The organism is uncultured Paenalcaligenes sp. (assembly GCF_947630565.1).
In the GTDB taxonomy this organism is placed as follows: domain Bacteria; phylum Pseudomonadota; class Gammaproteobacteria; order Burkholderiales; family Burkholderiaceae_B; genus Paenalcaligenes; species Paenalcaligenes faecalis.
In genome coordinates this window covers 1-24,103 of the sequence record NZ_CANRIC010000032.1, presented here as the reverse complement: position 1 = coordinate 24,103, position 24,103 = coordinate 1, and the positions used below count along the sequence as shown (strand labels likewise).

General features: G+C 44.2%; 22 protein-coding genes and 1 riboswitch. Of the genes, 12 read left to right on the top strand and 10 right to left on the bottom strand.

The features are described from left to right. The 3 genes from Q0Z62_RS07265 to Q0Z62_RS07255 all read left to right on the top strand — a co-directional run. Positions 1-375 (top strand): TRAP transporter large permease subunit (locus Q0Z62_RS07265; RefSeq protein WP_298052805.1); only part of this gene is annotated, 375 nt, incomplete at its 5' end. A 28-nt stretch (positions 376-403) separates the two neighbouring features. After that, positions 404-682 carry a TRAP transporter large permease subunit gene (locus Q0Z62_RS07260; protein ID WP_298052802.1) on the top strand — a complete coding sequence of 93 codons (279 nt, stop codon included), beginning with the start codon at positions 404-406 and terminating at the stop codon, positions 680-682. An 8-nt stretch (positions 683-690) separates the two neighbouring features. Further along, entirely contained in the window at positions 691-1,110 is a 420-nt protein-coding gene (locus Q0Z62_RS07255) for a heme-binding protein (RefSeq protein ID WP_298052799.1), read from the top strand. 87 nt (positions 1,111-1,197) lie between these two features. Here the strand turns inward: Q0Z62_RS07255 and Q0Z62_RS07250 are convergent, their stop codons facing one another. Both Q0Z62_RS07250 and Q0Z62_RS07245 read right to left on the bottom strand, forming a co-directional pair. Beyond that, a complete protein-coding gene (locus tag Q0Z62_RS07250; RefSeq protein ID WP_269900260.1) occupies positions 1,198-2,268 on the bottom strand; it encodes a YeiH family protein in 1,071 nt (356 codons plus the stop codon). 184 nt (positions 2,269-2,452) lie between these two features. Further along, positions 2,453-3,820: an NAD(P)/FAD-dependent oxidoreductase gene (locus Q0Z62_RS07245; RefSeq protein WP_298052792.1), complete on the bottom strand. Its 1,368-nt coding sequence runs from the start codon at positions 3,818-3,820 to the stop codon at positions 2,453-2,455. 274 nt (positions 3,821-4,094) lie between these two features. Further along, a riboswitch (FMN riboswitch) is annotated at positions 4,095-4,241 on the top strand. A gap of 104 nt (positions 4,242-4,345) precedes the next feature. Here Q0Z62_RS07245 and ribB point away from each other — a divergent pair. From ribB to Q0Z62_RS07225, 4 genes are all read left to right on the top strand, one after another. Further along, the gene (gene ribB / locus Q0Z62_RS07240; RefSeq protein WP_298052789.1) at positions 4,346-5,017 is read left to right on the top strand and encodes a 3,4-dihydroxy-2-butanone-4-phosphate synthase; all 672 of its coding nucleotides are present in this window, start codon (positions 4,346-4,348) and stop codon (positions 5,015-5,017) included. A 170-nt stretch (positions 5,018-5,187) separates the two neighbouring features. After that, positions 5,188-6,237: an ABC transporter ATP-binding protein gene (locus Q0Z62_RS07235; RefSeq protein WP_298052786.1), complete on the top strand. Its 1,050-nt coding sequence runs from the start codon at positions 5,188-5,190 to the stop codon at positions 6,235-6,237. A gap of 3 nt (positions 6,238-6,240) precedes the next feature. Next, a complete protein-coding gene (locus tag Q0Z62_RS07230; protein WP_269900263.1) occupies positions 6,241-7,905 on the top strand; it encodes an iron ABC transporter permease in 1,665 nt (554 codons plus the stop codon). A gap of 18 nt (positions 7,906-7,923) precedes the next feature. Next, a complete protein-coding gene (locus Q0Z62_RS07225; RefSeq protein WP_269900264.1) occupies positions 7,924-8,931 on the top strand; it encodes an extracellular solute-binding protein in 1,008 nt (335 codons plus the stop codon). Between the two features lie 293 nt (positions 8,932-9,224). Here the strand turns inward: Q0Z62_RS07225 and Q0Z62_RS07220 are convergent, their stop codons facing one another. The 3 genes from Q0Z62_RS07220 to Q0Z62_RS07210 all read right to left on the bottom strand — a co-directional run bounded on the left by Q0Z62_RS07220 (position 9,225) and on the right by Q0Z62_RS07210 (position 10,706). Next, positions 9,225-9,704 (bottom strand): tyrosine-protein phosphatase, encoded by a 480-nt coding sequence (locus Q0Z62_RS07220; RefSeq protein ID WP_298052809.1) that lies wholly within the window; start codon positions 9,702-9,704, stop codon positions 9,225-9,227. Then, on the bottom strand, positions 9,688-9,894 hold the full coding sequence (locus tag Q0Z62_RS07215; protein ID WP_298052776.1) for a tyrosine-protein phosphatase: 207 nt from the start codon (positions 9,892-9,894) through the stop codon (positions 9,688-9,690). Before Q0Z62_RS07215 ends, Q0Z62_RS07220 begins: the two co-directional genes overlap by 17 nt. 212 nt (positions 9,895-10,106) lie before the next feature. Then, positions 10,107-10,706, bottom strand: coding sequence for a phenylacetic acid degradation protein PaaY (locus Q0Z62_RS07210; RefSeq protein WP_269902192.1), 600 nt, complete (start codon positions 10,704-10,706; stop codon positions 10,107-10,109). 154 nt (positions 10,707-10,860) lie between these two features. Here Q0Z62_RS07210 and Q0Z62_RS07205 point away from each other — a divergent pair, with 154 nt between their 5' ends. The 3 genes from Q0Z62_RS07205 to Q0Z62_RS07195 all read left to right on the top strand — a co-directional run bounded on the left by Q0Z62_RS07205 (position 10,861) and on the right by Q0Z62_RS07195 (position 13,137). Further along, positions 10,861-11,223 (top strand): hypothetical protein, encoded by a 363-nt coding sequence (locus Q0Z62_RS07205; RefSeq protein WP_269900268.1) that lies wholly within the window; start codon positions 10,861-10,863, stop codon positions 11,221-11,223. A 134-nt stretch (positions 11,224-11,357) separates the two neighbouring features. Continuing rightward, complete coding sequence (locus Q0Z62_RS07200; RefSeq protein WP_298052770.1) at positions 11,358-12,458, top strand: glycerol dehydrogenase; 1,101 nt, start codon at positions 11,358-11,360, stop codon at positions 12,456-12,458. A 208-nt stretch (positions 12,459-12,666) separates the two neighbouring features. After that, positions 12,667-13,137, top strand: coding sequence for a hypothetical protein (locus Q0Z62_RS07195; RefSeq protein ID WP_298052765.1), 471 nt, complete (start codon positions 12,667-12,669; stop codon positions 13,135-13,137). A 25-nt stretch (positions 13,138-13,162) separates the two neighbouring features. Here the strand turns inward: Q0Z62_RS07195 and Q0Z62_RS07190 are convergent, their stop codons facing one another. Continuing rightward, positions 13,163-14,554: a DNA recombination protein RmuC gene (locus Q0Z62_RS07190; RefSeq protein WP_298052762.1), complete on the bottom strand. Its 1,392-nt coding sequence runs from the start codon at positions 14,552-14,554 to the stop codon at positions 13,163-13,165. 129 nt (positions 14,555-14,683) lie between these two features. Between Q0Z62_RS07190 and Q0Z62_RS07185 the strand changes: the two genes are divergently transcribed. Both Q0Z62_RS07185 and Q0Z62_RS07180 read left to right on the top strand, forming a co-directional pair. Further along, positions 14,684-17,098 (top strand): SpoIIE family protein phosphatase, encoded by a 2,415-nt coding sequence (locus Q0Z62_RS07185; protein ID WP_298052759.1) that lies wholly within the window; start codon positions 14,684-14,686, stop codon positions 17,096-17,098. Continuing rightward, on the top strand, positions 17,088-17,432 hold the full coding sequence (locus tag Q0Z62_RS07180; RefSeq protein ID WP_269900273.1) for an STAS domain-containing protein: 345 nt from the start codon (positions 17,088-17,090) through the stop codon (positions 17,430-17,432). Before Q0Z62_RS07185 ends, Q0Z62_RS07180 begins: the two co-directional genes overlap by 11 nt. On the opposite strand, the gene Q0Z62_RS07175 is transcribed toward Q0Z62_RS07180, so the two are convergent. From Q0Z62_RS07175 to Q0Z62_RS07160, 4 genes are read right to left on the bottom strand one after another with little or no spacing between them, the layout of a single operon-like run. Then, entirely contained in the window at positions 17,422-18,951 is a 1,530-nt protein-coding gene (locus tag Q0Z62_RS07175) for an ATP-binding protein (RefSeq protein ID WP_298052757.1), read from the bottom strand. The two genes, Q0Z62_RS07180 and Q0Z62_RS07175, sit on opposite strands and share 11 nt — an antisense overlap. Before the next feature lie 35 nt (positions 18,952-18,986). Next, positions 18,987-20,300 (bottom strand): hypothetical protein, encoded by a 1,314-nt coding sequence (locus Q0Z62_RS07170; RefSeq protein ID WP_298052755.1) that lies wholly within the window; start codon positions 20,298-20,300, stop codon positions 18,987-18,989. 5 nt (positions 20,301-20,305) lie between these two features. Then, entirely contained in the window at positions 20,306-22,843 is a 2,538-nt protein-coding gene (locus tag Q0Z62_RS07165) for an acyl-CoA reductase (RefSeq protein ID WP_298052752.1), read from the bottom strand. Positions 22,844-22,870: 27 nt separating this feature from the next. Further along, complete coding sequence (locus tag Q0Z62_RS07160) at positions 22,871-24,010, bottom strand: hypothetical protein (protein WP_298052749.1); 1,140 nt, start codon at positions 24,008-24,010, stop codon at positions 22,871-22,873. Positions 24,011-24,103: the final 93 nt, after the last annotated feature.

Here is a 24,103-nt window from a genome sequence, read left to right as displayed (position 1 = left end):
TTGGATTACAACGAGGAGCGCACGCACGAAAGTTTAGGTGATATTCCCCCGTCGGTATACCGACAACAACTGGAAAACTCCAATTATGACTGTCTCAGTTTAGGGGAAGTGGACAGTGTTTCTGCACAAGCCTCTATTGGAAAGCTGTTCATTGCCGGGATTCTGCCAGGACTCTTGATGGGTTTGGCATTAATGATTACCGCCTTTTTTATCTCTAAGAAAAATGGTTGGCGTGGAGAAGCCGGTGATCGTTCCTTACGCGCAATTATTCAATCCCTATGGCATGCTAAATGGGCTCTATTAGTGCCTGTCATTATCCTAGGTGGTATTTACGGTGGCATTATGACGCAAAATTATTATTTTATTGCTGATTAACATTCTGCTCTTAGTCATTGGCATTTTTATGGAAGCCTTAGCTGCCATCGTCATCATCACACCTGTACTGCTACCTTTAGCAATCAGTGTGGGCGTGGACCCCATTCACTTTGGCGTGATCATGGTCGTAGGTCTGGCTATTGGTTTTATTACCCCTCCTGTGGGTGTCAACCTATTTGTAGCCAGTGGTATAGCTAAAGTCGGCATTGAGAAAATAGCTAAAGCCAGCTTTCCTTTTCTTATCATGATGATCCTTATTTTATTGGTCATCACCTATGTCCCTAGCATCTCCCTAGTCCTACTGTAATAAGACCTATGACTCTATTTACACTTAGCCAAACCCTATGCCATGAACTCGCTGACAAAGTGATGCAGCATGCTCAACAAGACGGCTTAGCCCCCGTCTGTATCGCCATCGTAGACCCACAAGGCGAGTTAAATTATTTTGGACGCATGGATGCTGCTCCGGCGCGTACTATCGCCATTGCCCAAGCCAAGGCCTACACGGCAGCCCGTATGCAAAATTCAACCTTGGCTTTCAGTCAACGACTTCACAATGAGCAGCTATATACCTTTGACTTTATGGATAAAAAACTATGTGCTCTACCGGGTGGAGTCCCCCTATCTATACAACAACACCTGATAGGGGCCGTTGGCATCAGTGGTCGTAGTTTAGAGGACGACCATGCCCTCGCTCTATTTGTGAGTGAATACGTCGCCACTCAATTTCGCTAATACCTAGTGTAAGACTGGCAATACAAAAAATGGCTCGCTCCAAATTAAGGAGCGAGCCATTTTCATTAGTATCAAAGATGAATTAGCCTACCAAGCGCCGCTATATTGCTGAACGGCTAAACTGGTCAACGTCACGGCTACCCAGACGCCTAAACCTAGCACCACAGGTTGCCACCCTGCTTTTGCCATCACTCGCATATTGCTTGAAAGCCCAATCGCGGCCAAAGCCAACACCATTAGAAACTTAGCTAAGAACTGCAATACACTTAATAACTCTGCAGGTAATAGTCCGGTAGAACGAACAGCTGAAGCCACCACAAACCAAACAATAAACCAAGGAATCAATCGTGTAATACTAAAACCGGTGCCTTCTTTTTTCTGTCTTCTAACCTCTAAGAAAACATAGAACAAACAGATCGGAATAATAAAGGTAGCTCGGGTTAATTTTACTACGGTTGCGTAATCACCCGCCTCGGTACTGTAACTATAAGCAGCCGCAACAACAGAGGAAGTGTCATTAATGGCTGTCCCTGCCCATAAGCCAAACCCCACATCGGACATATTTAAAAAATGACCAAAAAAGGGAAAGACTAACACCGCAACGACGTTAAACAAAAAAATGGTCGAGATAGCAAAAGCCGTCTCATGTTCTTCTGGCTTAATAATAGGAGCGACTGCCGCAATAGCTGAGCCACCACAAATAGCAGTACCGGCTCCGATCAGTGTGCGTAACTTATCAGGGACTCCTAACATCCGCCCTAATACCGCAGCCACGATAAATGCAGCAGCCATTGTGATTAACGTCACCCATAACGACTCTAGACCTGTCTGCACTACCTGGTTTAGGCTCAGACCAAAACCTAAAGCAATAATGGACCACTGCAACACTTTTTTCGACGAGAAAACGAGCCCAGGCTGAAACACCGGCATCATGCCCATCGTATTACGAATCATCAAACCCAACAAAATAGCAAATACAGGGCCACCCACAGTAGGTAACCAATTGCCTAACACCGTCGCCACTACGGCCAACCCAGCAGCTAAAACAATGCCTTGCCATAATGAAGGTTTACGTGGCGTATCCTTTTGCTGCTCCTTTGCTGACGTGACTTTCACGCCATCTGCACTGGCTGAAGAATGAACAGTAGTAGCACCCATAGTCAATCCTAATTATTATGATAGATACAGGTATTCCACGACAAAAAATCAATTATCAAGCCAAAATGTCTCGATATTTGTTAAATATACCCATTGATCAAAAAAAACTGGGGCAAAAACCACTTGCGCCCAGTCTTTATTGTAGTCCTAGTTGTCTTTTGCCTTAATAGCAAAATAGAACGAATTACGCTTTAGCCTCAATAAACTTTAGAGACATGAAGCCTTCTAGGGAGTCATCTTTAATCGCTAACCAAGGTTTAGGTAGTTCTGCAGCCATCGTGCCAGTAATCGTCGAACGGTACGATTTATTACGGAACTCCATAATGTTCTCTTTTTTATCAAGTAGCCATTGCTTTAATAGCTCTGCTTGTTTTTCGATAGGGAAATCAGGGTAATCCGTCGCATTAATTAAATCACGCACATAGCTGGCTTGGTAGTCAATACACTCGTTGGGTGTATGAAGCTGCTCTTGGCGCTGTAACCAAGACTGAATATCCTTGCCTCGGTCTTGGGCATCAGGCAATTGAATCTTACCCAAAATCACATCCCGCACATACCACGCCTGAGCATCAAACATATTAAAAGTGAAATACTGGTCTTGCATACCCAGATAAATCAACTTGGGATTATCTTGGAAAAACACACCCTTATACAGGTTATCCGGGTATAAACAGTTATGAGTTTGCAAGCGCAACTCATCAGGCAAGAATGGAAAGTGGAATAAATAGCCCGTACACATAATAATGGCATCATACGCCTTATGACTGCCATCATTAAAATAAGCCACATTCCCCTCTAAGTGCGTTAACAAGGGGCGCTCTTCAATGCCCTCGGGCCACTCAAAACCTAAAGGATTAGTTCTGTAGCTAATCGTGACCGATTTGGCTCCGTATTTATAGCACTGGGTTCCAATGTCTTCGGCAGAGAAGCTTCCACCGACTAACAACACATCCTGCCCCTCGAACTCTAAGGCGTCACGGAAATCATGCGCATGCATCACGCGGCCAGGAAACTGCTCTAGCCCCTCGTAATAAGGCATATTAGGCGTAGAGAAATGACCTGTAGCTACCACTACATAATCAAACTCCTCAGACTCTTGATCTCCGGTTTTATGATTCATCACTGTTACAGTGAATTTTTCAGTTTGATCATCATAGGTCACCCAACGAGCAGGGCACTCAAAACGAATATAATTGAATATCGCACGCTTATCGATACGACCCATGATGTAGTCTTTTAAGACTTCACGGGGGGGATACGAAGGAATCGGACGATCAAAATGCTCATCAAAAGAATAGTCAGCAAACTCTAAGCACTCTTTAGGACCATTTGACCAAAGGTAACGATACATACTGCCATGTACCGGCTCACCATTACGGTCTAAACCCGTACGCCATGTGTAATTCCACATGCCACCAATATCATTTTGTTTTTCGTAACAAACGATTTCGGGTAGATTTTTTACACCGGCTCGATGCGCTGCCTCAAAGGCACGCAACTGAGCTAAACCACTTGGACCTGCACCTAAAATTGCTATTTTCTTTTGAGTCAAAACATATTCCTTATTCAATTAATAATAGTTGGCGTCTTTTTTTATCGTGTATTCACCTCGATCGCCAACATCGTATCGTCATCAAAAATGAGCTCAAAAACACATAAATCTGCTCATCCTTCGTTAATTATTATAACAGACATTAAAAATCGAACGTTTACCGCCCCCTATTTACGTCCTTTTCGCCTACTCACTCTCTACGTGTATGTTCTATATCCTTGCCCAACACAGAGCAATACATTGACAAGCTATGCATAGGCGATTTACTGTTTAGGTACGTCTTCAGGGCGGGGTGCAATTCCCCACCGGCGGTAAAGCAGAATCATTGCAAAGCCCGCGAGCGCTTAGGCTACGGCCTAAGGTCAGCAGATTTGGTGAAACTCCAAAGCCGACGGTATAGTCCGGATGAGAGAAGATACGATTAGGCCGCCGCTTATTAAAGCGGTGCCTTTTTATGCCTATGGCTATTGCCTATCAATAGTTCATTGCCCTGAAACGTTTTTCGTTAACCGAGGAGCGTTTTTTATGTTGCTATCCCCCCCATTATCGGCACACCTAGCCGATGTCCCATTTTCAAACCTAGCTTTACAACAACGTGTAGAGCAAGCACTTGAAGCGATTCGCCAAGGTAAGCCTGTGGTTGTCGTCGATGACTATGACCGTGAAAACGAGGCCGACTTAATTATTGCAGCGTCCACGATGACCGTTGAAACCATGGCGCTATTTATCCGTGAATGCAGTGGTATTGTGTGTTTATGTTTACCTGAAAGTCATGCTCAGCACCTTGGACTCAGACCCATGGTAGAAAAAAACCAAAGTCCTTTCGCTACGGCTTTTACAGTTAGTATTGAAGCTAAAACCGGTGTATCCACCGGCGTATCAGCCTCTGACCGCCTCACCACCATTCAAGCAGCAACTCAGGCTGGGGCCAGTGCGGCAGACATTATTAGCCCAGGGCATGTTTTCCCTCTTATCGCCAAAGAAGGGGGAGTATTAGCCCGACGTGGCCATACAGAGGGCTCCGTAGACCTAGCCCGCTTAGCCGGACTGCCTCCCTTTGGCGTGTTATGTGAGCTCACCAACCCCGATGGCAGTATGAGTCGCGGTCAAGAGGTCATTGATTTTGCACAGCAACACCATCTCCCTCTTTTAAGCATTGACGATTTAGTACACTATCGCCAGCAACAAGGCGTATAGCCGTTTTGCTCAGCCACGAGCCATTCCAGACAGATCTCTGGTTCGTGGCATTAAAGGAAGAACAACGCAATAGTGAGACCGAATGAAATAGCCCATCTTAGCTGGGCTATTTGTCATTTCTCTGTCACAATCGGTCTGTTTCTAATTTCATCAAAATCTATCTATTTATCATGGCAGACATCACCATTGATCGCGTAGTCAAACGCTACGGCCCAGTTACTGTGATTAACCAACTCTCCCTTAATATCAAACACGGAGAATTCTTTACACTATTGGGTCCAAGTGGATGTGGCAAAACAACGTTATTACGTATGATTGCTGGCTTTATCATTCCCGACGAAGGCCGCTTGTTGTTAGATCAGCAAGATATCACCCATCTACCGGCACATAAACGTGAAACCGGCATGGTTTTTCAGGATTACGCTCTCTTTCCCGATAAGACCGTCTTTGATAACGTCGCCTACGGATTACGTGTCCGCAAACAAAGTAACACTGAGATCAAGCGTAAAGTCACGCAAATTCTGGAGCGTGTTGAATTAAGCCATGTATTAGAGCGCTATCCAAATGAGCTATCAGGTGGTCAACGTCAGCGCGTGGCCTTAGCTCGAGCTCTCGTCATTGAGCCGCGCGTCCTACTCATGGATGAGCCTCTGTCAAACTTAGATGCAAAACTACGTATTCAAATGCGTCAAGTCATCCGTGAGCTACAGCAAGAGTCACAATTAACCGCTATTTTTGTGACACATGACCAAGATGAAGCACTTTCGATGTCAGATCGTATTGCGTTGCTACGTGGCGGAAAAATTGATCAACTAGACACACCAGAAGGTTTATACGCGCGTCCTCGCTCAGCCTATGCCGCTGATTTTATTGGTGCAGCGAATTTAATTGATGTCTTGTCAACGACCCAAACCGAGCAAGGTACCCTTGTCCACATCGCAGATGGTCAGATTCTCATTAATAGCCAAAATACAGGAACAAATCTACAGCTTGCTGTGCGTACAGAACAAGCACAAATCGTAGACAAAAAAGACACCAACACCATATCTGCACGCGTCCTGTCTCGTCAGTATCTTGGGATTAAGTCAATCTATACCTTAAGTCTCAATAATGGGGCCTTACTCAATGTAGACGTACCTTCAGCTGAAGATAGAAATCTACTCGTAGGTACCGAAGTCGCCCTACGGTTTAGCCCTGATTGTCGCTTGGTTGAGGTATAAACCATGTCCGTTGCATTATCTAAACCTCGTTTTTCGCCATGGCTAGTCCCTACCTTAGTCTGTATCACCATTTTGGTTTTTTGGGTCATCTGGCCTCTGGCTTCGCTATTTCATCAAAGCATCACTGACCCAGTCACCGGTGCCTTTAGCTTAAATGGCTTTGAACAATTTTTTGAAAACCCACGTTATGTGGAAGCCTTTTTCAACACCTTAAAGCTGGGTCTGATTTCCACTATAGGTACGCTATTAATCGGAGCCCCTTTAGCTTACGTGGTGTCTCGCTATGACTTTAAAGGCAAGAGCATTGTTGCGCTGTTGCCGTTAACCACGATTATTTTGCCCGATATTGTGGTGTCTCAAGCTTGGTTGATGCTGTTGGGCAATAACGGAATTATACGTATCGCCTTAGAAAACATAGGGATATCACTGCCGTCTTTTTACGGCTGGTTTGGGATGTCTTTTGTCCTCATCCTAAATGACTACACCTATGTATATATTGGTATGTTAGCCGCCTTAAAAGCGATAGACGGTACGCTTGAAGAAGCGGCCACCAATCTCGGGGCCAGCACCTTTAAACGCACCTTAACAGTCACCTTACCCGTTTTAGTCCCCGCCTTACTTATCAATGCCATGATCGTATTTACTTTGGCCGTTGATAACTTTTCAATTCCCATGATCTTAGGTGGTCGAATTGACGTTCTATCCTCATTAACCTACACCACTTTCTTATCAGAAATGGGCGGCAATCCCACCATGCAAGGCGTATTAGCCACCGTGTCCGTGGTGCTTGTCGGTTGCGTGTTATTTATTCAAAAGCGCGTGGTAGAGCGTAAAACCTATCACATGCAACAAGGCCGAGCCCCTATTCCAGTTAAAGCGAGCGGCCTAAGCGGCATGCTGATTACGGCTGGAACTATTTTCTTTGTCATTTGCTCACTCATACCGGCTGCCATCGTCTTTTTAGGTGCCTTCACCAAAGCTCGTGGCCCTGTCATGCAATACGGCACCTTTACCTTAGAAAATATGGAGCGTGCCTTACGCTATGCCCCTGAGCCAATTTTAAACTCACTCATGCTCGCCAGTATCGCCACTGTAGCAGGCACCTGTTTTGCTATTATTTCTAGTTATCTGATTGTTAAAAAGCGCCTCTTTTCCGTCACCGTATTGGACTATATGGTCATGCTACCGCTGGCCATTTCCGGTACAGTTTTAGGTATTGCTCTCATTCAAACCTACAACAGTGGCATGATTATTTTGACAGGCACTTGGGTCATCATGGCTGGGGCCTATTTCGTACGTAAAGTCCCCTTTTCCATACGCTCGGCCTCCTCCTCGCTCTATAGCATTCCAGACTCCATAGAAGAAGCCTCTATTAACCTAGGGGTCTCCCCCATTAAAAGCTTCTTTAAAGTGGTCTTACCTTTAATGAAACCCGCCATCATTGGTGCCGCTATTTTAATGTGGGTAACCTCTCTGGCTGAAATATCTGCCTCTATTGTTCTGTACTATGGCGGCCTAGAAACCATGCCTATACAAATGTTCCGTCAGATTGATGCGGGATATTTAGCTAGGGCGTCCTCGTATGGCGTGATCTTAATTGTCGTCATCCTTGTGCCCATTTACCTGGCGATTCGCTTTCTCAAGCTAGACCTTTTTTCTCAGCGCTAATTTTAAGGAAATATCACCATGACCTCCTCATCAGCACTTAAAACCACTTTAATTGCAGGCCTTTGTAGCACAGCAGCTATTGCTTTTAGCTCCTCTGCGCTGGCATCCAATGCCATTATTTACACCTCAAATAATGTACAAACGATTGATACTGCCGTCGAGATTAGTCGTAAAAAAGCCCCTAAACTCAATATTCAACAAGTTACCTCTGGTACCGGTGCCTTGATGAAACGCATCGAAGCCGAGGCCGAGTCACCATTAGGTGATGTGGTTTGGGGCGCTGGCTTTGGTACGATGGCCGCCTATCAGCAAAATTTTCAAGCCTATCAGTCCAAAGACCTAGAGCACATCCCTGAGCAGTTCATTGGTAAAGATAACCTATGGGTCGGCTCCAATGCGCACGTTATGCTTGTCATGGTGAATGAAAAGCAGTTAAAAGGCGAAGCCGCACCAAAGAGCTGGCAAGACCTATTTGACGCCAAGTGGAAAGGCAAAATCATCATTGGTGACCCGGCTACATCAGGTAGTGCCTATGATCAAATTTATGGTATTTACCAGATTTATGGTCAAGATGGATTCAATCAATTAGCGGCAAACGTAGACGTATCGCGTAGTTCTGGTCAAGTCTACAAAAGCGTTGCAAACGGTGAATACCCCATTGGTATTACCATGGAATACGCAGCTTATTCTTACGTAGCCGGTGGCCAACGTGACATTAAGTTGGTCTACCCTGAGGACGGCTCTTTTGTCGCCCCCGAAGCACTAGCGATCATTAAGAATCCGAAAAATGGTACAGAGGTAGCCCAAGAGCTATACGATGTATTGCTTTCTAAAGAGGTTCAAGAGGCGGAACTTGTAGAGAACTTCCGTCGCCCAACTCGCTCTGATATTAATGTAGCTGAACTCACAGAACTACCTAACCTTGATCAAATCAAGGTTGTAGATGTAGATCCGATGAAAGCCGCTGCAGAATACCAGTCTGTGGTTGCCGCTTGGCAAGACGCATTACGCGCCGCAGGAAAATAATAGGACCCCCCTTTTGATGTGATCAGCAAAAGGGGGTGAGCATATTATAAAACTCAGTCATAGCACACCACAAAACGTATCTATCGGATGAATTAAGCAAAATAACGTTAAGTTTTGTAGGGTAACATTCACAAATTGTAAAAAAGTAAGTAGGATTGAAAGTAGAAAAACGTTTCCCCCTACTAGGAGACATACATGCTTACTGACTACTCATACTTATTAGAACTTTTACCTTTATTCTTTTTATCCGGCGGTTTTGCCCTACTGGCGTTAATTTACTTCACTGCACAACATTAATGCTCCTGCAACATAGAGGCTCGTAACTGATCTACCTGCAATGGGATAAATTGCAGCTTTTGGTGTAGATAGTTCAATATGCTGTTGTGATGACGATTGATCTCTTTAATCGCTATCGCTAAATAATCGGCGCGCACCGACCAAAGTATCTCCATCACCTCTTTTGATACCTGAAGCCGACTAGGACGTGCTTTATCAAAAAACTGGTTGCTTAATAAATAATCTGCCATCACATCATCTTCATGCACGCCTAAAGCAAGCAATAACAAGGCAATAGCAAAACCGGTGCGATCTTTACCGGCCGTACAATGCACAACCACTGGTTTTTGAGCTGTTAATACTTGGTGAAGAAAAGCACTAAATTCGTGCTGTTGCTCGTGCACAAACCCCTGATACATCTGTAGCATAAAATCATGGGCATCTTGGGTGCTGATCTGTGCACCCTGCTCTATTTTTTGCCTAGCTAACAGGGCCACTTTGGGCAAAATAGCTAAATGCGTAGTCTCTACGAAATGAAACGAGGTCCGTAGAGCTAGCCTGAGCCAAATGAGCTGAGCGATACAAACGTTGCCAACGAACGGCTTGGTTTGCCACCCCTTTATAACCACCCACATCTCTAAAATTGGCAATCCCTTCGAAGGGAATATGACGTATTACCCGAATCATTCGTCCTTATCCCTTGGTAATTGACGTGGCCCATCCTCATTGGTGGAGTCGCTCTCACGACTTTCAGCCAACATCTGTTTAAACCCTTTAACTATTAGGTATCCCGCCGCAAGGGCGCCAAATATAAACAATGCAATACGCATACTCATACCTCTTAAAAAAGGCGTGATATTCTCATATCACGCCATGTATGTCGCTCAGACCATTGTATCTTAGGATTGATAATAGTCTGGATAAATCATGTCACCTGTTAACCGGGCTCGGTTTTCCTCGACCTCGCGCAAAGGCTCAACTTTTTTCATACTGTCTAAACTACGTTGGGCTAATCGCTGATACATATGTGTACCTAAGGTTTTTTGCTTAATGTCTTCGTCTTTAAGCGCTTTCACTATTTTAGCAGGAGCCCCAGCCACCAAGGATCGAGCTGGAATGACCATCCCTTTTTTCACAAAAGCCATCGCACCAATAATACTATCAGCACCTACATCAGCTTGATCCATCACCACTGCATTCATTCCTACCAACACGTTGCGCCCTATCGTGCAGCCGTGTAACACCGCACCATGTCCAATATGCCCGTCAACCTCTACGACGGTATCTTGCTCTGGAGTACCATGAATCACGCAGGTATCCTGAATATTAGACCCCTCTTTCATGATTATGCGTCCAAAATCTCCACGCAAACTAGCTAAAGGTCCAATATACACACCTGGACCAATAATCACATCGCCAATAAGCACCGCCGTTGGATGCACGAAAGCGGTTTCATGAACGACAGGAATAATTCCATCAATAGAATAAATATTTTGCATCATTGTCTCCCTTTGTATTGCACTGCTCTCTAGCTTAAAACAATTGCAAATAAAATGCCTCGTTAAAAATGTCAAAAAAATCCGGTTATAATTAGAATTAGTCACAAAGATACATACTTTGATTTTTTGCTATTTTCAACATGTAGGAACCTATGTGTATAAACATCTCATCGGCTTACTCATTGGCTCTCTAACTGCCTTCCCCTCTTTTGCTCAAGATGCTCAATCCCAATGTATCAGCACACATTTTTATAATTACTATGGCCCTATAGACACGGTCAAAATAGTCACCATAGAACGTATGGAGCAATGGTCTAATTGGTGTAAACAGGGTTATCAAGCCAAAGATATAGAAATCGCTATTCGTCCTTGTTATCAACAATCCATAGAGCAAATCCATAGCCAAAACAATGGCTATTCGAGCATCAGCTATCAACAAAGTCGACAAATTAAAGCCCAGTGTACTCAACAGCTGTGGCAACAAGTCGTCTCAACCCAAAAAAACTCACAGTTATAAAATAAGCAGCAAAGTGTACTTTTTTAAGCTTCAACTAGTTGCGCTGTATCAACCAAGAGCGTTATAGACCTGAAATCGTCATGAATCTATGGCAAACTGGGTTAATCATCTACTATCTAACAGGGAGTTAGCCCATGCTTAAAGTCATTCAATCACCAGGTAAATACGTTCAAGGTGCTCAGGCACTACAAAAAATTGGCGAATATATTAAACCATTGGCGACTAATGCTTTAGTCCTTGCTGATGACTTCGTCATGAACTTAGTAGGCGAGCAAGTCAAAAACAGCCTAAACACCTCTTCACTCAACAGCCATTTTGAAAAATTCAATGGTGAATGTACGCATGACGAAATCAAACGACTCACAGAAATCGTCAAAAAAAATGGTCATGATGCCGTCTTAGGGGTGGGAGGCGGAAAAACCATTGATACCGCTAAAGCCGTAGCCCATTTTGCAAAAACTCCTGTTGTAGTTGCCCCTACCATTGCCTCTACAGATGCACCTACAAGCGCTCTTTCTGTGATTTACACTGCTGCGGGCGAGTTTGATAGCTATTTGCTCCTACCAAAAAATCCAGAAATGGTCGTTATGGACACCACGATCATCTCTCAGGCTCCTGCTCGCTTGCTAGTAGCAGGCATGGGTGATGCCCTAGCGACGTATTTTGAAGCCAGAGCTTGTTGCACAACAAATCAGCCCACCATGGCAGGCGGTACAGCAACGCTGGCCGCAATGACCTTAGCTGAACTGTGTTACGACACACTATTAACTGATGGCTATAAGGCCAAACTCGCCCTAGAGGCTGGCGCATGCACCAAGGCTGTAGAAAACATTATCGAAGCCAATACGCTTTTAAGTGGTATCGGTTTTGAAAGTGCAGGTTTAGGTGCTGCACACGCTGTACACAATGGCTTTACTGCCCTAGAAGAATGCCATGATATGTATCATGGCGAAAAAGTTGCATTTGGTACTTTAGTCCAATTAGTCATGGAAAACGGTGACTCTGAGGAACTAGAAAATGTACTTGATTTCTGTGTTGCGGTTGGCCTACCCGTCACCCTTGAAGAGCTAGGCGTTACGGCAACTGGGGACGAACTCAAAGCTAAAATTATGAAAGTAGCCCAGGCCAGCTGTGTAGAGGGTGAAAGTATCCACAACATGCCTTTTGCAGTCACCGCCGACACCGTTTATTCTGCAATTTTAGCTGCTGATCGATTGGGCCAAGAATGGCTATAAGCGTCACGTAGTTTTACAGAAACGACAGATCACTGCTTATTGCACAGCCCCAAAAAACGGAAGAGGTCTACCGTTTTTTGGGGTTTTTCTCTGTCCACTAGAAATAGATCGTGAATTTTTGTTAATTATTGCATTTAGCATTAAAATGACTCTGAACAACAAATCAACAATAAAAACACAGGCCAAAATCTGTCTCTAGGACATCACCATGAAAAACCCTAATTTACGCAACGCTTTTGCTGAACTCAAAAAAGCGAGGAGCATGGCCGAGGGTGTAACGGCCGCCACGTTATTAATCAATAAAACCGCCTACCAAACAGGCAAGTTTTTGTACGGCTTAAACCATCTACTCAAAAAACCTGCTCCAGTAACCACTACGCCAGCTCCAACCGCTGAAATAGACTCGACATTAGCCGTTGAGTCTGTAACGGTGGAAAAAATCACTGTAAGCGATTCTGAGTCCGTCAGCACAAAGGAAGACCTTTCAGCCCCACCCGCTGCGGCAGAAAAAAAGGCAACGGATCCATTTGCAGAGGGCTTAATGCGTATCGAGTTTGATTTACGTACTCTACGTAATCAATACGATAAAGCCCCCACCGAAATCGATAAAAATGTGCTGCGCTTTAAAATACTGCGTCTAGAACGTGAAAGACGTGAATATATCCAAAAACACAGCTAAAACGTCATCGCTCTGCTGTTAAGGTCTACTCTTCAGGATCAAAAACAGGCTCTACAATTAACGCTAAACGGTCTGCCTCAAAATCCAAATGGTTAGGTGCTATCGGGGGTAACTGTTTAGTGATCTTGGTGGATAGTTGGCTAAATCTATCCACCTTTCCATATAAGCCTTGCTGCCCAACCAGAGCCGTCACCGTATGATTATAATGTTTGCTAACAGTGCTCAGAGTGTTGCCTAGCTTGCTTAAACGTTCAGCCACAATACAAACTTGATTATAAATCTCGCCTGCTCGTTCGCTGATTTCTTTGGCCTCAGCGTTGCTTCGTTCTATCATCCATAAATTAGATACCGTACGTAAAATAGGAATCAGTGTGGTGTGTGAAACCAAAATGATTCCTTTTTGATACCCATACTCAAACAACTCTTTATTGCTTTTGAGCGCCTCAATGTAAGCAGGCTCTACAGGCATAAACATCAAAACAAAATTAGGGCTGTGCATACCAATAAGATTGGTGTAGTCCTTGCTGGCTAAATCATCAATGTGCTTACGTACAGCCCGGATATGGTCTTGCATCGCCAGCTGATAAGCCTCTGGGGTCGTGGCCCCCACTGCTCGATCATACGCGTTAAGCGCCACCTTACTGTCAATAATAAGATGTTTATTATCTGGTAGTTTAATTAAATAATCCGTCTGTTTTTGTTTACCCTCTGCATCCTTAAATGCCGTTTGCACCTCGAAATGCGCGTCTTCGATCAAACCACTCATCTCTAGGGTGCGACGTAGCTGCGCCTCTCCCCACGCGCCACGCTGTTGCGAATCGCCCTTTAATGCTGAGGTTAAGTTCGTGGCTTCCTGGCTCATCTTTAACCCCGTTTCCAATACTTTTTTAATTTCACTGTTTAAATGAGCATTCCCTTGTAGGGCTGCATCATGCACCTGATTAATGCGGGCTTGAAAACGATCAATCTGCTCTCGGAAAGGGCTTAACAAATGCTCTAGATTCGTCTGTGTGGCCTGATTAAAATTTTTACCTTTTTCATCAAAAATACGATTAGCTAAGTTTTCAAATTCGGTGGCTAACGACTGTTTAGTTTCAGTCAATCGGGTCTCAAAAACCGCTTTTTCTGCTTGTAAAACCTCTACGTGTTTTTCTAATTGGTACTGCTGCTGTTGCGCTTGCTCTAAACGCTCTCGCAATACCATAATCGTGTCTTTATGCTCATCGAGCTCAAAACCTAATCGTTGCTCGGTGCTTTGGACTAGATGATTGGCTTGTTCTGTGCGTAATTCGAGCTGAGCTATTTTGGCTCTGGCGTCTTGTACATGACGGCCTTTAATCAAAGCCGCTAATAAATACCCAATAAGTGCGGCCAATATCCCGACGATCACTGTCTCAATGACTGACTCTGAAAACATAAAAACCCCAACCACTAATATACGAAAAACACCTATTACACTATCATAGGTGAAGCACTATACGCCTACAATATAGAGCAACGTAATTCCACCCTACACCCTATTTCTTTCTGATTGGCAGCCTTTAGCATGAACCGAAAAACGTATACTCAATGGTTACAGCTAATCAGTTTTGGTGCTTGGCCATTAACTTATAAATTGATGCTCATTTTCCTTTTCACCTCTCTTTTTCCCATGGGTATACTCAGCTACCTAAGCTTGAACAGCAGCTTAGAGCAAGTAGAAAAAGATCAAAAGGAACACTTAGAACTGAGCTCGCATATTATTTCTACCCAAATAGATCAACTGCTAGAGCAACACAAAACATTTACTCAGTCTTTTGCAAAAGACCCTGATGTAATGAATTTTTTACAAGCCCCCCAGAATCCTAAGCTTAAAGAGCTGGCGGATAATGATCTATTACTCTTAACCCACTCGCTAAAACATGTGTCTCATGTCAGCCTTATCGACACACAGGGACGCTTTCTCACCTCATCCACCCCTTACTTAGTTGGGTTTTCTGCTGATTTCAGGGACTATTTTCAACAAGCCATCCAGGGTATCGTTTTTATCTCCGGTCTTATCACTGGCCATAGAACACAAGAAAACGGTCTTTTTTTTGCTGCGCCTGTCTATGGCGAACAGCAAAAAATCATCGGTGTTGTTGTTCTTAAACTCAAAGAATCCGCCATTGATGAGCTATTTATAAAAAATGGTCTGCAGCACAGTACCTCTATTGCTTTTTTAGTTGATGAAAATAAAAACATTATTTATCACCCAGACAACAAATACAGATATAAAAATATTGATGCCCTCCCCTCATTAAGATCATACGCTGCAGAAAAAAACACCTCACAGGCACTACTGAACACAAACAGCCTTGAGTTTGATCTTAATGGTGTTAAATATGTCTCTGGTTTATCCGAAACAAAACAAAAAAACTGGCATATTTATATCGCTAAGCCCCATCACGAGTTTTCTACCCCCATTGAAAAACTCTTCTATAAAAATCTCATCATTCTGATTCTTTGTAGTCTTGGCAGCATTTTGCTCGCGTGGCTATTAAGCCGAACTTTTATTCGCCCGATTAATGTGCTCATTCAACAGGCTAAAAACATCAAAGCAGGGAACTACAGCCTAGACACTGATAAAAATATAGGTCTATTTGCGGTGGCTCAACGTAATGATGAGTTAGGCAGTTTTGCTAAAGTATTTCAATCCATGGTTCAAGAGATCTACCACCGTGAATTTGCTTTAGACCAATTAGTACAACAACGCACCAATGAACTGACAACTAAGAATCAGATACTGGCCAACACCTACGCCCGGATTGATCAGGAACTCAACTTAGCGCACAACATGCAACAGGCTATTTTGCCTCAATCATTTCCCAATCAAGATCACTTTGAAATCTATGCAAATATGCACCCCGCACGAGAAATGGGGGGCGACTTTTACGATTGTTTTGCTTTAGATGATGGAGGCTATGCCATCGTGGTCGCTGACGTGGCTGGAAAAGGAGTGGCTTCTGCTTTTTTCATGGGGGTTTCAAGTACGATTATCCGCCAAGCAGCCTCTCTTTATAAAGAACCCAAAGAGGTTTTAGCATTTGCGAATACCTTGTTATGTGAACGTAATCCCACTGAGCTTTTTGTCACGGTCTTTTATGGGGTGTTCTACCCTGAAAAATCCACGCTACATTATGCTTCTGCAGGGCATCCAGCCCCGTTGCTAAGGCTAACAAGCGGAGATATTACAGAATTAACATTAGCTCATGACCTCCCCCTAGGGGCTTGGGATACCGCAGACTATCAGCAGTTTATGATCACGCTACAGCCCTCAGAGGTACTATTTATCTATACAGATGGTATTACAGAGGCACTCTCTGAGGCACAAGAGGAATTTGGCGAACAACGCTTGCACCACTGGTTACAGCAACAAGGCAAACAATTATCAGCACAGGATATTTTCCACACCCTAAAACACAGTATTAAACAATTTGTAGGGCAAGCAGAACCGCATGATGATATGACAGTGCTGTTATTACGTATGCAAACCCATGAGCCCACACTACAAAATCAATGGCATATAACACCCGATTTGGCTCAAATATCAGGGCTGATAGAACAGGTAGAACACTTTCTACACCCCTACCTAGCAAATCAACCAGAAATTATTTTTCAAATCACCCTCAGCATTGATGAAATACTTAATAATATAATCAAGCACAGCCAGCACCCTGCCTCCGAATCCATCCATGTGCTGCTAGGTATTAACCACCAATCCATTTACTGTGAAATTAAAGATCAAGGTATCGAATTCAATCCGTTTACTCAAGAAGAAAATGCGGATATAGACAGTGAATTAGATCAACGCTTAATCGGTGGTTTAGGCGTGCATTTAGTTAAAACTCTCATGGATGAATACCGCTATAGCCGTCAGGAATCCATGAATAGCATCTGTTTTTATAAACACTTACCCTCGGAACACACCCATGAGCTTTGAGTTATTAAGCGAATCAAAAAATAACGTCCTCATTCTATCTATGTCAGGCCGTTTGGATAGTATTAACAGCACACACGCCGAAGCCAACTTGCTCGATCAAATAGAAAACAGTACGACTGCTGTGGTTTTAGATCTAGAAATGTTGGACTATGTGGCCAGTGCAGGCTTACGCATTGTATTGATGGCAGCCAAAAGAGCAAAGGCACAGAACAAACCATTTTTGCTCTGTGCCTTACAGCCCCAAATCCATCACGTCTTTGAAATTAGTGGTTTTTTAAAAATACTTTCTGTGTATAGCTCTCAGACTGAGGCTATCGCAGCTCTCAATCACTAATCATCTCTTGCTGTTTATATGCCGTAAAAACATGAGACTTAATATATTGTGCCGTGTCGCCTACCGCATATACGCTGTCCTGCGTTAACTGTTGATTATTAATATATTGCAATAGCAACGTCGCAGGATACGGCATATACGGCGCAAAACCACCGCTAATAAAACCTAAGTCCACTAATCGTTTTACCACGGCTGGGGCATGAGCCTGGGTTAAGTCGATGGTGGCATAGATCACATCCACACGCGCTCTACACAAATATTTCCACTGCTTTTTGAGCTGAAAACCCCCATCCTCGGCCCAAGCTGTCACTGATAAAAAAGCCACCTGCAAGCTGGCTTCTATGTGGTATTGCAGACTCGTTTCCGCCACATCCACATACTCATCATCTATAGGCTGAGGCACTAAAGGCATCTGCAACTGCTCAGCCATTTTCAGCACCAGATTTTGTTCGGTGGGGGGTAAATAAACCCGTAACGCCGCGACAGGCTGTAAGAGCTTAGCGCAATAGTAGACGGAACCACGTTCCTCGGTATTTTGATTTTGTACACTTTTAAACTGAATACTGGTGGGGGTGTAGCCCAACAAGAGCGCACTCATGACATAACCGTGCTTTAAGACAATCTTTTGCGTAAAGGGGTGACACGTCACCGCATGCACACACGCCACTTTCTCTTGGCGAAACGGCAGCTGATCCTCAAGAGACTGCCACAAGATATTAAAAATACCTAGGCCTTGCTTTGTAGGCGAGACCACAGCCGCCCCTAGTTCTACTACATCGCTCTCAGCATCCGATTTCATTAATGCACAATGGCCAATTAAGTTTTGTTCAGCGTCCACCGCTACCATGGAGGTTAAACGGCCATCACTATGTCGTAAACGAATGCGTTCCGCAATATATAAATCAGGATTCACATAAGAATAACCATAGTTTTGATGCATTAAACGGGCTAAATAAATGGCATCAGATGCCTGTAAGGCTCGTAATGCAAAAAACGAAGGGACGAAGCCCTCTTCTTCTAGGGCTTGCGGTTGATTCGTTTGTACTACAGGGGCGGGATTAGTGGCTAAGGCCCACTCTAACTCTAGGGTTTGACCATTAATACCAGGATGATGAACTCGCAGCTCATCCACCAGTTGCCTTAATAGAAAAAAAGACAATCCATCATTTTGACTATCTGAATCAGCCTCTAATACCGAAAAAAGAGGAATCATGGATAAGTCATAAGGCAAATCATAATCAGTGATACGCAACTGCAACACATGATCTAACACACTAATTTTCACATCAAAATGCCCTACGCTAGGCGTGTGAATATCTAACTCATCACCATGAATTAGCTGCAAAATTGTGTTGATGGCTTCCTCTACAGCTAATTCCATCTGCTGTATTTTAAATTCGGTAAAACCCCAGTTTTTAGCCTGAGTACATAAGGATTGTTGAATAATCGCAATCGCATAATGATGCGCCGGTAAGCTCAAACCAACCCACGCCAAACCTGCATTAACTGAATTAGGCATCCTACCACCTATGCATGAAAAGAAAAGGGGCTAATTTATGCATGACGCTGATCGATAATACGCAATGATTTACCCGTCCTAGGGTTTGTTTTTAATTCCTGTGCGCTAATCCACTGTACTTGCAACGGGTGAACGACATGTTGCTGAATTAAGTCGATAAACATAGTACGTGCCGCATAGAGCTGTTGTTGTACCTGCTCCGTCATGAGCGCTGGTTGTACCGGTGGTGACTGAGTCACTAAACGTAAGGTACAGCAATCCCTCTGGTCAAAATGATCAACTTGAATTTGGAAATTAGTAATTTGCATAGTGGAGTATTGTGCATTTAGCTGCGCAATCAAAGCGGTAATGTCCTCGACATATAACGTCATCGGTCCCACTCGGGCGCCATCATGACTACGTCCTAATACATTAAATCGACGTGAGGGGGTCTCTGCAGGATCTACCCAGACCCCTTGATCACCAACGGGGTAACGAATCACTGGCATTAAGCGGCGAGTTAAATTCGTAAGAACCAATCGTCCTACCACACCTGTTTCCTGTATTGGCTGCCCCTCATCATCAATGATCTCCAAAATCGTCGACTCATCAAAACAATGATGCACCCCTAGCTCCCCACTGGGGCAGGCCCAACCCAACTCGCCATAATCAACACCGGCAATCCCAATGGAGCGTACCTGACAATCCGGAAAAGTTTTTTGTAATAAGGCAACTTGATCAGGGAACATCGGTTCGCCCCCATATAAAAAAGTACCTAGTGATACCTTTTTAGCTGTCTCCTCATCTAAATGAGCTAATACATTCATCAATGTAGTGGGAACACCTGCAAAGGTGGTTAACTGGAATTGCTCCCAGATCTCAATAATTTCTGCTGGTTCTATCCCTGCAATGGGATAACACATACCCACTTGGGCCTGCTCAATACTGCGCGTAATAAACAAAAAAGAAGCATACAAGCGCCCAGCATAAAATAAATTGCCTATAGGCTGGCCGGCATCCAAGCCACTTCTACGCATTCCCTGTCCAAACGTTTTAGTAAAACAATCCCAATCCGCATTACTAAATACAGAGTATTTAGGATTACCCGTGGAGCCACCACTTTTAAATGTGATGCCACCATCAGCCAGCCCTGTTAATACCTGATTGTTTTCAATTGAATTAGCCTGCCAAAAATCCGCTAAATCTAAAATCGGGTAGGATTCTAGATCCATACAGTCAGCATCTATGGACTGATACAAACGCTGATAATAGGGAGAGTGCGTACGCACAAATAACAATAACTCTCGTAGTTGTTGCTCTCTATCCGCTTTACGAGCTGATTGAGTGAGCGATTCATTACCTGTCATCATAATGGTTAAACCTCTGTTCGGTGATCACAAAGATGTTTGACTTTGCCACTGGCTTGCACACGCACAAACTCATTCAGCGGGTGTTGCTCTACGCGTAATTTGAAGGCGAGATTCAATTCATGTGTTTTTCTGATCTCGGTGTAATGCGTATATAAATAGTCTTTTACCTGATCTACATGTGTCTCTAAAGAGGGGTCCACCCAAATAGTCACAATCGTAAAAGCTCCCTCGCTATCAATATGAATCTGTAGCAACCCGGCATAATTAAACTGCTGGCTTAACATACGTACAAATACAGCGTAATTCAGCAAGGGTGTACCCGCTTTAAACAAATCGCCCAAGCGTCCCATTAACTCAAAGCGCGGGTCTTTACGCCCACATGCACACTCGCCAGCAACCCAGCGTCCCATATCCCCAATTTCATAACGGCTAATCACAGGGGAGGTTCTGGCTCTAGAGGTTAATATCAAACGCCCCACCTCATCACCCACTACGGGTTCGTCTTTTTCAGGATGGAGAATCTCTAAGTGTTGAAGGCTAGAAATTAAATGATGGACTCCCCCTTTGCTGTGTTCACACTGATACCCCATAGGCCCAGCATCGTTAGAGCCATAAGCCGCTGACTGCACTACCGCTATGCCATGCTCATGATGTAAAAAATCAAACTGGGCGGCAGAGAGCCCCTCGCCTCCGTAAAAGATTTTTTTAATGCCACCATAGGACTTCAGCCGCTCACCTTGATTAACAAACAAACCTAATAGATGCGGTGTCATTCCTATTAACGTCGTGACCTGATGATTAATGATTTCATCCACAATCAACTCATATTCTGTCACCATCGCCATGGGTAATTGGCGGACTTGCAAATGTTCTAGGATGGTCCAAAAGCTAATAAAGCTGCCATACATATAGCCAGATGCAAATAGATTCATGACGACATCATGTTTGGGGTCCAAACCTGCTGCGACTAAACCATGACTGGTCTCTTTCATTTGTAAGGCATAATCGGCCCAACGGAACTGTGAATAAGCCGTTTTGCCACTGGAGCCACCACTACGCACAATTAGCCCGGTATGAGGGTCCTGATTTTTATCCGTCAGCTGCTGAAAATCCGTTTTATCCATAATCGGGGTTGACTGGCTATCCACTGTCATTACTGGGGGCGCTAACTGCGCAAATGACCCGATCTGAGAAAAATCATCATCCATGTCCACCGAGACGCGTCGCATCATTTGCTGCAAGGCATAAACCCCATCATGAGGCGCACCGTTATAGCTCTCTACCATCTGTCCAGGACGAGTAATACGACTAACCCCTGCTGCTAATAGCTGCCGACTAATGGCGGCAGCATCTGGAAACCCAGCTGCTAAGCCACAGGTCTGTAGCCAAGCACGCATCGGTCTCAAGACCGACGTGATTGTCTCGCGCTGAATAGGTACCAAACAAATCGTTCTATACAACGGGGAGGGTTTTAAGCTTGTTCTAAAATCAACAATAATACGCCAATCATCTTGTTCCGATTCAATCACATGACAAAGCCCTAAAGCCTGCTCAGCCTTAGCCACACTCAATACCGTCGTTATTTCAGCGGCTGCATCGGTATCTGCTGATTCAGCTGGCACGGTTGGAGACACCCGTTTTAAGGCTTCGGCTAATTGCTGTGCTACCTGCACTATCTGCTCATCATCTGCCTCTACAAATATCGTTTGAGGACTAGAACAAGCCTGTTGATCCAAACGACACACATCCAAAGCAAAAGCCTCTATGACCTGCGAATCATTGATTAACTCTTTAGCCATATAACCAAAGGACACCTTATGGCCCCACGTAATCACACGCACATGGGAAGGCAGCATTGAGCGTATCGCCGCAATTGCTTTCTCTCCGCCCCAGGCTGAGACGGCATCGGCATGAGTAAATAGCGCCTTGAGTACGTCTTCTTGCTTAGACGATAACCGTAGAATAGCAATGTAATTTTGTAGTTGATCGCTGACATCATAACGAATTAATTCTTGTGCAAATAATGCAGCAAAAATCGTGTCTCTGGCGCTAAGTTTGACGATGTTGATATTATTCGCTAATAGCCCCTCTATGAGCCCTAAGGCTGCTACAGCAAACACATTAGAGGGCATCACATGCACCACACAACCAATAGGAGTCCACATCTCGTACTCCCGCTCAGGATAACGACGCTCTAGCACATTAGGTCGGGCTGTCCCTAATTCACTACGTAATTTAGTCAGCAAATAGTCCTGACCTAATAGCATATGTAACTGCAACAAAATAGCCTTTGCCGATTCCTCGTCCATCCACTCCGTCATGGCAGCTAAAAGCTGCGTATAGCTTTGCCCCTGATTCAGTAAGTCCTCGCTGAGTTTCTGACACGCTGATAGCAACGACTCAAAAGGAAAAGACTGGGCAAGAGTACGGCTTAACTGCACGGATAAATGATGATCCAATTGTTCTTGTAGGGAGGGATCATCAATCCATTTCCCAAACCAGTAATGGGCAGCACGTTCTGAGGTAGATTCTGTAAAAGTCATGAATATTTTTCCTGATTAGCGTTGAGATTACGCGTTTGATAACACTTCAGCAGCGGCAGCGGCACAACTCTTATTACTGGATGTGCCAGCCCGACCCTTAACCTCGAACCATGCTGTTGGGTTTCCGCAAGAACAGCTTCCTGCTGGATGTAATACCGCCAAATCACCCATCACGACACTATGAGCAGGCGTTGACGTAATATAGGGGGAAATAAATGACAGAAACCCCGTTTCGCCGTCTGCAACAGGACGTAATGTTCTTACGTCTCGAATCACCACTTTTGACCAAACTGGCACATGCAAATGTTGCTCACTACAGCCCACATAGGGAATGGAATGCTCGACGGAGCCAAATGTCTCGATCACATGCGTTTTCGGAATGCCCAACCAGTATTCAATATTGGCTAATAACTGTTCGCGTGAAATCGCTTTATCTGCATGACCTTTCCAGCCTCCACCAAACACCACCCAACTATTTTCAGGTAATTGAATTGGGTCCAAACCTAGGGCTGCCATGCGCTCTAGGGTGAAATGCAAAAAAGCGGGAAAACCAATGATACGGGTGGGATGTTCACTGTTTTTAAATCTATCTAAAGCCGAAATCGTGCCAAACGCATCGTACTCATGCTTGTCTGCCCCGACCAAACGTAAAGTCCAAAAAGCCTCTGCCACCGGAGCAAAACTCATCAGATATTGATTTGTATTCGATGTGCCCACCTTAAAACCCGAGTAGGGCTCAAACGCATTGACTAAGTAATTAGCTGGCATTTCTGAACCCAAGCCACGGGCATGTAGGGTGTCATTCACCATACGTCTAGCATGAGAAATCGTAAACTCATCAAAAAAAACTTGGGATTTTTGTCCGGTGGTGCCTGAGGAGGTTAGATGCAGTGCCACTTGCTCATCAGTGATAGATTTGACCTCGTGATGCTTAAAAAAATTGGCATGCACAGGAGGCAATGCATGGATTAAAGCATCTACACTTTGCAACTGATCCACATCCACCTGATTTTGCTGCAAATAGTTGGCATACCAATCACAGTGTTGTTGATGCCAGCGTGTTAGATCACGCATAGCATCAACAAACAACTGCTCATCGACAGCATGATAAGGCTGGTTTATCTCACAAAACTCACGGACCGTATTAGGAATAGTTGGACTCAGCATGATTCTCACTAACAAGCTAAGAATAGTGAGTCAACACAACACACTACTCGATGATTAAAGGTAGTACTCGCTATCTTGAAAATACATTTCGTT